This is a genomic window from Fundidesulfovibrio butyratiphilus (assembly GCF_054657235.1).
Map to the genome: position 1 here is coordinate 1951928 of NZ_BAAHXA010000001.1, position 12022 is coordinate 1963949.

A 12022-nucleotide genomic window follows, 5' to 3' on the forward strand; every position below is an offset into this window, starting at 1 on the left:
CCGCGGCCCTTGCCGTCAGCCGCGGATAATGGTTTCCAGCTCCTCGAAAGAGGGCCGATACACGTCCGGCACGGAACGCCGTCCGAATTCCAGGGCGATCATGGGCGTGGCTCCGTGAGCGGTTCCGGCTATGGTGGCCCGGATCACGTTGAAGAAGGCCTCGCGTTCCAGAGCCCGGTTTTCGAGCTTGGTGGCCATGGGACCGACAAAGCCGTAGCAGAGGAGCACGCCCAGGAAGGTGCCCACCAGGGCCCCGCCGATGCTGCGGCCCAGCACGTCCGGCGGGGCGGAAATGTTTTGCATGGTGAGCACGACCCCAAGCACCGCGGCCACGATGCCGAGACCGGGCAGGGACTCGGCCACCTTGGAGAGGTTCTGGGCCGGCCAGGAAAAGTGGGAGTGCATGGACTCGATGTCGGCGTGCATGATGCCTTCGATCTCGCCCGGTTCGCCCGTGACCAGATACACCCGGAAGGTGTCGCAGATAAAGCGCACCACCAGGGGATCGTCGCGCAGGACCCGGTGCGCTCCGAAGATGCCGCTGCCCTGGGGGTGTTCGATGTCCGACTCCACACTGGCCAATCCCTCGCGGCGCACCTTGATGAGCAGGCGCGAAAGGAGCGAAAGCACGGCCAGGTATTCGGCCTTGCCGTACTGGTGGCCGGAAAACACGTCCTTGAGGTTGGTGAACACCAGACGCAAGGTGGTGCGGGTGGAGGCGATGAGAAACGATCCCATGGCCGCGCCGCCGATGACCATGAACTCGGTGGGCTGGACCAGAACGTCGAAGCGCCCTCCACCGTGCCAATAGCCGCCGATGACGCAGACCAGAACCAGGATCATGCCGAAAACAGCGGTCATGGGTTCTCCTCGGGCTCGGAGGCCGGCGGACGGCTCTGGGCCCGCTCCACCTCGGCGAGCAGATTTTCGATATCGAGACCGGGGTGATCCGTATCGCCCCGGTAGGTCACCCCGCGCGACACCTTGTCGCACCAGGCGGCCAGTTCGGAAACCCCGCACCGCTTGGCGTCCAGGAATTCCAAGGCCTTTTCATAATGGGAACCCACCGCGAACTGCGAAAACACGGCCCCGAGCAGCAGACTTTCGTGTTCGATGACCGCGCGCTTGACCAGGCACGACGTGAAGATGGTGAGCAGGCCGTGGGGGTCGTCCGCCGAAGGGTCCCAAAGCTGCATGTAGACGAACATGTGTTTGACGCCGCTCACGCGCAAAAGCATGCGCTCCGGCAGGGTCAGGCGCAGCCCGAGCCCCCGGATGGAGAGATCGGTCACGGCCATGCGGGTCGGACCGAGCATGGAATAGCGAAGCCGGGGAGGACCCAGGACCGCCACGGCGAGCCTGGGGCTCTGGGGTTCGGGGGAGAACCAGACCGCCACCTCGCGGATGAGGTCCGCCGGCACGACCACCCTGAAGTCAGACCGTAAACTGGGGTTCACCACTCCCGGGACTCCTGTGGCCCGCGACGGGCCGGAAAGGTTCGCTTGGGCCCGGTCGGCTCTGGCGGGCTCGAAAACGTACGCGGGCCGGACCTTCTGACGCTCTGCGTCCACAGGGTTTAGCACGGCCGGCTTCGGCCCGGCAAGGGTTGTCAGGGACGCCTGTTTTGTCCTATCGATTTCAATTTGAAGAAACGAAACGATATCAAAGGCGGAAGCGGCATGCAGCGAGAGGAAGCGCCCCCGGAAAGAGCCGCGAGCGACCTGGCCCGGTCGACCGGAGTCGCGGCGCTTCGGATCGACGAAGAGGGCCGCATCCTGGAATTTTCCCCCCAAGCCGAAGCCCTGTTCGGGTTCTCGCGCGACGAGATGACCGGACGTTGCGCCTCGCTGCTGGCGGCCAACGCCCAGGACGCGCGCCTGGGCGCCCTGTCCCGGCGCGCGCGGGAACTGGGCCGGGCCCAGCACTCCCGGCTGGACGCCAAGACCAAGGACGGACGGCCCCTTTATCTTTCGGTTACGGCCGCCTGGATTCCCGACGCGCCCGAGTCCCCGGAGGGGACCGGCTCCACGGCGGTTCTGGCGGTGGACATCGCCTCCGAACGCGAAGAATACGAAAAGCTCAAGCGCAACACCCTGGAAATCATCCGCCTGAACGCCGAAATCAGGCGGCAGGCCTCCGCCCGGCAGGCCGCCCTGGACGCCCTGGAGGAACTTTCCGCCCGCTTGCAGGGCGTGCTGTCGGCGGCCTGGAAGGTGGTCATCGTGGCCACCGGCCCCACTGGGACCATCACCCTGTTCAACAGCGGCGCCCACAACCTGTTGGGTTTCGACGAGGGGGAAATGGTCGGGGCGGCCACCCCCCTGGCCTTTTTCGACCGGGACGAACTCGCGGCCCGGGGCCAAGCCCTGGCCAGGAAGGGACGCCCCGCGCCGGAAGGTCTGGCCGTGCTGGGCGAGCTGGCCATTTCCGGCGTGTCCGGCGCGGGAGAGTGGACCCTGGTCCGTCGGGACGGGACGCGCTTTCCCGCCGAAGTGGCGCTTTCGCCCATACGGGGCCCCGAGGGCGTGGAAGGCTACTTGATGGTGGCCGTGGACATCTCGGCCAGACGCCAGGCCGAGGAGCAGTTGCGCCTGCGCGCCACCCAACTGGAAGAACATCGCCAGGCCATGGAAAAGGATCTGCGGGCCGCGGCGGACATCCAGCGCGGCCTGCTGCCGGGCCGCCTGCCCCTCGATCCCCGCTATCGGGCGCACTGGCTCTTCGAACCCAGCGCCACCATAGGGGGCGACATTTTCAACATCTTGCCCGTGGGCGACAACCTCCTGGCCGTCTACATCCTGGACGTGAGCGGACACGGGGTGTCCTCGGCCCTGGTGGCCTCGGCCGCGGCCCAGGCCCTCATGGGCCTGTCCCAGCCGGGGCACCGCTTCCAGGAAACCCCGAAACCCGAAGCCGTGCTCACCACCCTGGACCGGGAATTTCCCCTGGAGCGCTTCGACCGCTACTTCTCCCTGGTCTACCTGATCCTGGACCTGCGCGACGGCCACTTCACCTACTGCAACGCCGGGCATCCGCCGCCGCTGCTGGTCCGCGCGCGCGGCGGCGTGGAGCCGCTGGACGTGGGCGGCACGGTGGTGGGACTGGGCGACATCATGCCCTTCGAACGGGGACAAGGCCGCCTGGAAGCGGGAGACACGCTCGTCTTCTATACCGACGGGGTGACCGAATTCGAAAACGCCTCGGGCCGGACCTTCGGGGTCGCACGGCTGCGCCGCTTCTGCCAGGCAAACGCGGCCAAAGACCCCGGGACCCTCATGGCCGACCTGGGACGCGACATCGAACACTTCGGACAGGGAGCCAAGCCCCAGGACGACCTTTCGGCCCTGGCCCTCAAGCGCATGGCGGGGCTGTGACCGGCCGGGAAAAAGCCGTCCCGGCCCAAAGCCGCGTCCTGCCACGGGAGAACGTGACGCGCCGTGGACGCGCTTGCCTTGCGGTCGGGTTTGCCGTATGTCCGTAACCGGAACACCTCGGCCGTCGTCTCCCTATGGGACCCGCCGACACCTCTCGCGAGCGGACGCGCCACACCCGGCGGGTGACAACGCACCAAGCGTTTTTCGCGGCAGGTGACAACGTGCCAAGCGTTTTTCGGTGTCCTCTACCGACATGATCCTCGACGAAGCGAAACACATCTCCGTTCACAACACCCTGGAAGGTCTGCGTCAGGGACTGAGCCATTTTTCCGGCCCCAGCCGGGTGGCGCTGCTCATGGCCGAGACCCCGGACTCGCCCCTTTGCGTGTGCGATCCCGGCGGGTTGCTGCGCGGCCATGAAGCCGAACTGGAAGCCTTTTACCAGAACTCCGCCCACTGGCGCGACAACGCCCCGCCGACCACCGGCATGAAGGCCTTCGGCGAGTACCGCCTGGCCGATCCGCCTCCGGTGGCCGGGCTCATCCGGGCGGGCGGCTACGCCAGAAGCCTGTTCTACCAGATGTGGTTCACGGACGCGCACTGCGACATGTGCTGCATCGGACCGACCGAGCGCTGGCTGGAACACGCGGTGTGGCTTCTGGCCCACGACTTCGCTTCGGAAGGGGCCTTTTTCACTTCGGCCTCCAAGCACGCCTTGCAGGCCTTTGAGCGCCACGCGGTCAAGAACCACCTGTTCAGCGAGCTGTTCCGCCTCATGGGCCGTGCGCCGCGCGTGCCCCTGCACCCCCTGCTGGACGCCGTGCTGGCCGTGAGCGCCACCCTGGAAGAGGGACGCAAGCCCGTGGGCCGGCTGGTCTTCGTGGAGCCGGAAGACGAACCGGATGTCCCCTGGCTGGTGCGGTTTCGCGGCCGCGAGCTGCCCAGGCTGGCCAACGCCAAACACGTGCGCAAACTTTTGCAGAGCGTGGAAGGTTCCCTCAGGCGTCTGGTGAGCGACGGCAGCAACGTCCTGGGAGTGAGCGCGCCCTATGTGCCGGAAAACCGCCTGAGCGCGGATTTTCGCGACAGCCACGGCTTCCTGCTCCTGGGCGGACGCCCGGTGTGCAGCTTCAGCCCCAACGGGTTTTCCTCCACCTCGCGCAAGGCCGACCTGGGCCTGCTGGAAACGGTCCTGCACGACCTGTGTCCCGACCGGGAACACGCCCGGGCCCTGCTGGCCGTGGTGAACGCCGTGGTGGACCAGGCCCGGACAGAAGGCTTCGGCTGCGTGCTGGTGGTCGATCCGCACCGGTCGTGCTCCGACTTGGCCGGTCAGCTCATAGATCCCGAACTCGACCTGAACGTGCCCGCCCACCTGGACCTGGCCAAGGCCCTGGCCCGGATGGACGGCGCCTTGCACATCGCGGACCAGGGCGTGCTCACGAGCTTCGCCTGCCTGCTGGACGGGCGGGCGGTTCCGGGCGAGGACCGGGCGCGCGGCGCGCGCTTCAACAGCGCCCTGCGTTTTTCGAGCGAGCATCCTTCCCTGGCCGTGGTGGTGGTTTCCGAGGACAGACCGGTGTCCGTGTTCCGGGGCGGCAAGGTCCTGCGCGACGCGGCGGCCCTGGCCTGGTCCGCCGAGGTGGACATGTTTCCCCCCTCCTTTCAAGCCTGGCTGGACGGGGCCTGATGGGGAAAGGGGCCTACCTTGTGTTCCGGCGCACGGCCGACGGCAGGCTGCTCCGCTTGGCCCGGCTGCCAGCTTGGCTGCCCGCCCTGTTGGGAGCGCTCCTCGTGGCCGGGACTCTCAACCTGGCCGTAAACGCCAAGGATTTTTCCCGCTATCTGTCGCTTCACTCCCAGATCGGCGAAATCCGCGCCCAAAAGGCCAGGGAACGCTTCGATCTCATGGGCCTGCGCGAGCGTCTGGCCGGCTTTCGCCGCCAAGTGGACCCGGTGGCGCGCCTGAACGGCAAGCTGGCCGTGCTCACCAATCTGGTTTCGCCGGACGACGCCACGGCCGCCTCGCGCGGGGTGGGCGCGGTGGTGGAAACCGGTCTCGGAGGCGAACGCCGCCTGGCCCGCCATCTTTCGGCCGTGGCCCGGTCGCTTATCGAGGAAGTGGCCTTTCAGGAAGCCCGCCAACGCCAGCTGGCCTCCATCCTGCGCGACCGGGCCCTGGAATTCGCGGCCCGGCCCTCGCTCTGGCCCACCCGGGGGCCGATCAACTCGACCTTCGGCTACCGGTACATGGGCCGGTCGCGCGAGTTTCACCGGGGAGTGGACATCGGCGCGCCCGTGGGCACCCCGGTGCGGGCTCCGGCGGACGGCAAAGTGGTTTCGGTGGGGTTCGAACGCGGCTACGGACTGACCGTGGTGCTCGAACACCGCAACATGGTCACCACGGTGTACGCCCACCTGCGTTCGGCCGACGTGGAGGAAGGCGACGCCGTGGAACGGGGCAAACGCATCGCCCTGACCGGCATGACCGGGCGCACCACCGGAGCGCATCTGCATTACGAGGTGCGCCAGGCCGGACAGCCCATGGACCCGCTCAAGTACATGCTCGATTAGCCGGCGAGCCTTTACGGCGCGCACCCCGTGGGGTATGGCCCGGGATCGCCAACATCCCTTGCACCTTCAACAGTTGTTTTCGCACAGGACCCGCCCTATGAAGCACGTGCTTTACGCCCTGTTCCTCGCCTTGACCCTGATCTGCGCGGGTTGCGGCAAATACGAAGTCTACGAACGCAACCTGGTCTACATGACCCAGGACACCTTGATCGCCGAACGCGCCGCACTGGAAAAACGGTTGGAAGCAGTCCAGACCGAACTGTCCCAGGCCGAAGCCTCGGACGATTCCGACCGTGTCGTCACGGTCAGGAAGGAATACAAAACCCTCGCCCAGCAAAAACGCATCCTGGACAGAGAGTTCAAACGCAGGGCCCGGGGCTGGTAGGACGTTTTCCCGGCGCCACGAACGTTTCCGAGCGCGAAAGGAGGCGTCCTCAGACGATCGCGTCGACCACGCGGCGCTCTTCGACCACTTTTTTGATAAATTCCACCACCGCAACATGGTCCGGGTGCGCGGCGTAGGTCTCCAGGTCCAGCCGGGTGTCGAACTCGCAGTACAACACGATATCCGCCGCCGGGTCGGCCGCAAGAATCTGCGTGGAAACGCTGAAGTTTCGCGCGCCGGGCACCAGGTCCGGCAAGGCGGCGAGCCTGGAGCGCATTTCAATCAGATTCTCGGCCTTGCTTCGGCCTTCGGCCTGGTCCTTGAGCCGCCACAACACGATGTGCTTGATCATGACGGGATTCCCCCTGTCGGTTGAAGGTGTGTCGCCGCCGGCCGGATTTCGGCCGGATCCGGGCCAGTCCGCCCCGTCCTGGAACGCTTCCCCTTCCGCCCGGACGCCGTTCGCCGAGGCGAGACAGGCCCAAGGGGCTTGCCTCCGGGCCGGCTTCTTGTCATTACGAGGTTGCGCCGGGGCTGTAAACACGACGCGCGTCGACGCGGCCGCCTCGCGCGGGCTCCCCGAAAATCACGCCTGCGCTTTTCGTGGCGATGCCCCTGGCATTCTTGTTTGTCTTCGTGAAACCCCCATGCACCCCCTTCAAGGATGCGACACGAGCAGTCCGCTGCCGGCCCGGCCCACGCGAACCCGTGACCTTTCCCGCGCATTCGGCCGAGTTTCCCATGGAGCCTAGCACCATGCCCCCCATCGACGTCATCGGCCTTGGCCAGTCCAGGGTTCCGGCCACCGACCAGGCCCGCCAGGCCCTGGCCCGGGCCTCCGCGCTGTGCGCCGGCAAACGGCTGCTGGCCTGGTTTCCCGACCATCCGGCGCGAAAACTTCCCCTGAACGCCCCCCTGGACGCGGCCCTGGACGCCCTGGCCGACGCCCGCGACCAAGGCGACCGGGTGTGCGTGCTCACCGGGGGCGATCCCCTGTTCTACGGCCTGGGCGCGCGTCTGCTCGAACGCTTCGGCCCGGAGGCCCTGCGCTTTCACCCGGCCACCACCACCCTGCAGGCCGCGGCCGCCCGGCTCAAGATTCCCTGGCAGGACCTCCCGGTGGTCTCCCTGCACGGCCGGCAAGGTCCGGGACCGCTGTTGGCCGCCCTGTCCCGGTCCGGGGCCTGCGCGGTCTACACCGATCCGGCCAATTCCCCCGACGTTCTGGCCAAGCTTTTTCTGAACCAGGGCATGGACGCCGCCGAACTGGCCGTGTGCGAAGACCTGGGCGAACCCCACGAACAAGTGCGCCTGCTGGGCGCGGCCGACGCCGCCCGCATGCGTTTCTCGTCCCTCAATTTCGTGGTGGCCCTGTCCGGCGCCGATGCCCAGGCCAGTCCCAGACTGGGCCGGCCCGACGACTGGTACGCGCATCCGCGCGGACTCATCACCAAATGGCCGGTGCGGGCCTGCGCCCTGGCCGCGCTTCGCCTCGGCCCCGAGTCCGTTCTGTGGGACGTGGGGGCGGGCTGCGGCTCCGTGGCTTTGGAGGCCTGCGCCCTGGTCACCCACGGCCAGGTCTTTGCCGTGGAGAAAAACCCCGAACGGATTTCGGCCATTCGCGAAAACAGACAACGCGCCGGCGCGTGGCACCTGCGCCTGGTGGAAGGACACGCCCCGGAGGCCCTTGCCGATCTGCCGGCGCCCGATCGCGTGTTCCTGGGCGGCAGCCTGGCCGAAGGAACCGACGCGCTCGAAGCCGCATGCCAGGCCTTGGCTCCAGACGGCCGCCTGGTGGTGGACACCGTGCTCCTGGGATCGCTGGACGCGGCCCGGACCGCGCTTGCGCGCCGGGGCTGGCCCGTGGAGATCGTCCAGATACAGGCCTCCACCGGCGTGGAGCTGGCCTCGGACATGCAGCTCAAGGCGCACAATCCCGTCTTCATCCTGGCTGCGGACAAGCCGGGCCCTTTCCGGTAAACTCAACACGGGGCACGCCTCGCCAAGGACGCGGCCCCAGGAAACCCCCATGCGAAGCGTCTACGAACTGGCCACACACGCCTACGAGCCCATGGCCCACGCCTGGGACAACCCCCGTACGGAAAAAGCCGTAACCTCCGTGCTGGTCATCATCTTTCTGGCCGGCCTGGCCTGCATCCAGGCCAAACGCTGGGGGCTTTTGCCCCCGGTCCTGGCTGCCCTCACCCCGGACAACCACTTCCACGCCGTGGGATTGGCCTTCACCCTGGTGCTCATCATGGAGGTGCTGGGACTCATTTTCACCATGCCGTGCTCGTTTTCGCGCTCCGTAGGCAAGCAGTTCGAAATTTTGTCGCTGATCCTGCTGCGCAACTCGTTCAAGGAACTGGTCAACCTGCCCGAACCCATCGGCGTGGGCGGCGACTGGAGCCCCATCCTGCGCCTGTCGGCGGACGGCTGCGGGGCGCTGGTGATTTTCGCCATCCTCGGGGTGTACTACAAGATCCAAAACCCCGACTCCCACACGGCCAAGTCGGGATACGCGCGCTACGCCTTCGTCGCCTCCAAGAAAATCCTGTCCATGGCGCTCTTGCTCGTGTTCGCCCTGCTGGGCCTGGAAACCCTCTACCAAAGCGTGTTCCACCATCGCACCATCGACTTCTTCGACACCTTCTACACCGTGCTCATCTTCGCCGACATTCTCATCGTGCTGCTGGCCCAGCGCTTTTTGCCCGGATACGAGGCCGTGTTTCGCAATTCGGGCTACGCCCTGTCCACCCTGCTCATCCGCCTGGCCCTGGCCGCCCCCCCCTTCTACAACACCCTGCTGGGCATCGGCGCGGCCCTTTTCGCCGTCTTTCTCACCCTGACCTACAACGCCTTCTACTGCAAACGCGTGAGCCGAACATGCTAAATCCCCGTGTGCACTTTGTCGGAGCCGGCCCCGGAGACCCCGAACTTCTCACCGTCCGCGCCGCCAGGCTCCTTTCCCAGGCCGACGTGGTGCTCTACCCCGGTTCGCTTACCCCGGCTCCCGTGGTGAACCTGGCCAAGCCCGGAGCCGAAACCATCGACACCGCCCCCCTCACTCTGGAGCAAACCCACGCCGTCATCGCAAACGCCTACGCCAAGGGCCTGGACGTCGTGCGCCTCCAGGCCGGCGATCCCTGCCTCTACGGCACCATTGCCGAACAGGCCGCCCTGCTGGAAGCCGAGGGCATCGCCTACGACGTGACCCCCGGCGTCACCGCGGCCTCGGCGGCCGCCGCCGCGCTCAGGGTCTCGGCCACCGTGCCCGAGCGCAACCAGACCCTGATCCTCACCCGCCCGGCCGGACGCACGCCCATGCCGCCGGGACAATCCCTGAGCGAACTGGCCAGCCACGGCGCGGCCATGGCCGTGTATCTGGGGGCCCAAATGCCCGAGGCCGTGCGGGATGAGCTGCTGGCCGGCGGCTACCCGCCCGACACCCCGGTCGCCGTGGTCCACAAGGTCGGCTGGCCCGAGGAACAACTGCACATGCGCCGCCTGGACGACTTCGCCGACCTGGCGCGCGAGCGCGACCTGACCGTCCAGACGCTCTTTTTCGTGCTGCCGGGCCAGGGCGAGGCCACCCGGTCGCGCCTCTACCACCCGGACTTCGCCCATTCGCGTCGCCCGGCCCGAAAGGACGTCCCATGACCGAAATCAGCCTGAACACCTCCAAACGCGAACAGTTCGTGGACATCACCGCCCAGCTCGCCGCCCTGGTGCGCGAAAGCGGGATCAGCCGGGGCGTGTTGCGCCTGCACTGCCCCCACACCACGGCCGGCCTCACGGTCAACGAAAACGCCGACCCCGACGTCACCCGCGATCTGCTGACCACCCTTGACCGGCTCATCCCCCGCCAGGGCGACTACCGCCACGCCGAGGGCAATTCCGACGCCCACCTGAAGGCCAGCCTCATGGGCTGCCACCTGACCCTGCTCGTGGAAGACGGTCGCTTGGCCCTGGGCACATGGCAGGGCGTCTACTTCTGCGAATTCGACGGCCCGCGCCATCGCGGCGTCTGGGCGAGGGTGGAAGGATAGGCGATGCGTCGGAGTCCGGCGCACGGTAGGTAGAGGCGGCCGGGCACCTCATGTCGCGCCCCTGAAGGCCATGTGGGGCTTGCAAAGGGCGTCGTTGAAGACGCCTCCGGCGGCCAAAGGGGGTGCCCCCCTTTGGAATCCCCTTCGGCTTCGCGACATGCGCGGCTCTTTTGCGGTATTTTTGCAACGCCCTTGCATCGTTTTCAAGAACGCCACACGCGGCGCGCCAACCGGCCAGAATGTTGCGAAAAAAAATGCCGGAAGCGCGCTCTGCGCTTCCGGCGTCTTCACCGTTCGAAACGATTTTCTACAGTTCGACCGTCACCAGCGAGGCAGCGCGGATGGCCTTTTCCTTGGCCTCCTCCACGTCGCGGCCCAGGGCCAGGGCCACGCCCATGCGGCGCAGGCCGTGCACCTCGGGCTTGCCGAAGAGGCGGATGGCGGTATCCGGTTCGGCCAAGGCCTCCGGCGGCACCTGGTAGCGGGGGGACGTGGAGTCGCCCTGGGCCAGGATCACCCGCGAGGCCGCCGGCCCGTACTGACGGATGGCCGGAATGGGCAGGCCGAGAATGGCGCGCACGTGCAGGGCGAATTCCGAAAGGTCCTGGGAAATCAAAGTGACCATGCCCGTGTCGTGAGGACGGGGGGAGACTTCGGAAAAGAGCACCTGATCGCCCTGGACAAAGAGTTCCACCCCGAAAATGCCGCGCCCGCCCAACGCCCCGGTGATGGACTCGGCGATGATCTGGGCCTGGGCCAGCACCGCGTGTCCCATGGGATGGGGCTGCCAGGACTCCCGGTAGTCGCCCTTTTCCTGCCGGTGGCCGATGGGCTGGCAGAACGTGGTGCCGCCGGCGTGGCGCACGGTGAGCAGGGTGATTTCGTAGTCGAAGGGCACGAACCCCTCCACAATGACCCGCCCGGCCCCGGCGCGGCCCGCCGTCTGGGCGTACTCCCAGGCGGCCTCGGCCTGGGCCTGGTCGCGGGCCACGCTCTGGCCCTTGCCCGAGGAGGACATCACCGGCTTGACCACGCAGGGAAAGCCCACCACCTGGCAGGCCGCCAGGAACTCTTCCTTGGTGTCGGCGAAACGGTAGGGCGAGGTGGGCAGGCCCAGTTCCTCCGCGGCCAGGCGACGGATGCCCTCGCGGTCCATGGTCAGACGAGCGGCCCGGGCCGTGGGGATGACCGTGAACCCCTCGGATTCCAGGGCCAAAAGCTCCTCGGTGGCGATGGCCTCGATTTCCGGCACGACGAAATCAGGCTTTTCGGTTTCGATGATCTGGCGCAGGGCCTTGGCGTCGAGCATGCTCACCACGTGACTGCGATGCGCGACCTGCATGGCCGGAGCTCCGGCGTAACGGTCCACGGCGATGACCTCGACGCCCAAACGCTGGGCTTCGATGGCCACCTCCTTGCCGAGCTCGCCCGAGCCCAGGAGCAGAAGTTTGGTGGCGGAAGGGGTAAGCGGCGTGCCGATGGTCGCCATGAAAATCCTCCTTGTGCGGTTCCTCAAACAACGCGAGGCTACAGCCAAGCTCCGCGAAGAACAAGCCCCGCGCGGCCCGCTTCGCGGCCATCCGTCCCCCGCGCGCGGAGCGGGCGGACAGTTTCATGCTGGTCGGAAGCGGCGGTTCCCA

At 67.3% G+C, this 12022-nt stretch carries 12 protein-coding genes; 8 read left to right on the forward strand and 4 right to left on the reverse strand.

All coding sequences use genetic code 11. From position 1 onward, the window contains the following. Positions 1-15 precede the first annotated feature (15 nt). Together motA and ACYQ01_RS09070 are read right to left on the reverse strand one after the other, a co-directional pair. Entirely contained in the window at positions 16-861 is an 846-nt protein-coding gene (gene motA / locus ACYQ01_RS09065; protein WP_459933514.1) for a flagellar motor stator protein MotA, read from the reverse strand. Further along, positions 858-1457: a hypothetical protein gene (locus tag ACYQ01_RS09070; RefSeq protein WP_459933515.1), complete on the reverse strand. Its 600-nt coding sequence runs from the start codon at positions 1455-1457 to the stop codon at positions 858-860. The genes motA and ACYQ01_RS09070 overlap by 4 nt, the downstream gene beginning before the upstream one ends. A gap of 222 nt (positions 1458-1679) precedes the next feature. On the opposite strand from ACYQ01_RS09070, the gene ACYQ01_RS09075 reads away from it, so the two are divergent. The 4 genes from ACYQ01_RS09075 (at position 1680) to ACYQ01_RS09090 (ending at position 6333) form a co-directional block, all read left to right on the forward strand. Next, positions 1680-3374 (forward strand): SpoIIE family protein phosphatase, encoded by a 1695-nt coding sequence (locus ACYQ01_RS09075; protein WP_459933516.1) that lies wholly within the window; start codon positions 1680-1682, stop codon positions 3372-3374. 238 nt (positions 3375-3612) lie between these two features. Next, positions 3613-5064, forward strand: a complete 1452-nt coding sequence (locus ACYQ01_RS09080) for a DNA integrity scanning protein DisA nucleotide-binding domain protein (RefSeq protein ID WP_459933517.1) — start codon at positions 3613-3615, stop codon at positions 5062-5064. Then, on the forward strand, positions 5064-5948 hold the full coding sequence (locus tag ACYQ01_RS09085; RefSeq protein WP_459933518.1) for a M23 family metallopeptidase: 885 nt from the start codon (positions 5064-5066) through the stop codon (positions 5946-5948). The genes ACYQ01_RS09080 and ACYQ01_RS09085 overlap by 1 nt, the downstream gene beginning before the upstream one ends. Before the next feature lie 97 nt (positions 5949-6045). Then, positions 6046-6333, forward strand: coding sequence for a hypothetical protein (locus ACYQ01_RS09090; protein WP_459933519.1), 288 nt, complete (start codon positions 6046-6048; stop codon positions 6331-6333). 49 nt (positions 6334-6382) lie between these two features. On the opposite strand, the gene ACYQ01_RS09095 is transcribed toward ACYQ01_RS09090, so the two are convergent. Then, positions 6383-6685 (reverse strand): Dabb family protein, encoded by a 303-nt coding sequence (locus ACYQ01_RS09095; RefSeq protein ID WP_459933520.1) that lies wholly within the window; start codon positions 6683-6685, stop codon positions 6383-6385. 404 nt (positions 6686-7089) lie between these two features. Between ACYQ01_RS09095 and cbiE the strand changes: the two genes are divergently transcribed. The 4 genes from cbiE to ACYQ01_RS09115 are packed head-to-tail and all read left to right on the forward strand — an operon-like array spanning position 7090 to position 10382. Further along, positions 7090-8313, forward strand: a complete 1224-nt coding sequence (cbiE, locus tag ACYQ01_RS09100) for a precorrin-6y C5,15-methyltransferase (decarboxylating) subunit CbiE (RefSeq protein WP_459933521.1) — start codon at positions 7090-7092, stop codon at positions 8311-8313. A gap of 49 nt (positions 8314-8362) precedes the next feature. Then, complete coding sequence (locus tag ACYQ01_RS09105) at positions 8363-9226, forward strand: hypothetical protein (protein WP_459933522.1); 864 nt, start codon at positions 8363-8365, stop codon at positions 9224-9226. Beyond that, positions 9220-9993, forward strand: coding sequence for a precorrin-4 C(11)-methyltransferase (gene cobM / locus ACYQ01_RS09110; RefSeq protein WP_459933523.1), 774 nt, complete (start codon positions 9220-9222; stop codon positions 9991-9993). The genes ACYQ01_RS09105 and cobM overlap by 7 nt, the downstream gene beginning before the upstream one ends. Further along, positions 9990-10382: a secondary thiamine-phosphate synthase enzyme YjbQ gene (locus ACYQ01_RS09115; protein WP_459933524.1), complete on the forward strand. Its 393-nt coding sequence runs from the start codon at positions 9990-9992 to the stop codon at positions 10380-10382. Before cobM ends, ACYQ01_RS09115 begins: the two co-directional genes overlap by 4 nt. 307 nt (positions 10383-10689) lie before the next feature. Here ACYQ01_RS09115 and purT read toward each other — a convergent pair whose 3' ends face one another. After that, positions 10690-11871 carry a formate-dependent phosphoribosylglycinamide formyltransferase gene (gene purT / locus ACYQ01_RS09120; RefSeq protein ID WP_459933525.1) on the reverse strand — a complete coding sequence of 394 codons (1182 nt, stop codon included), beginning with the start codon at positions 11869-11871 and terminating at the stop codon, positions 10690-10692. Positions 11872-12022 lie beyond the last annotated feature (151 nt).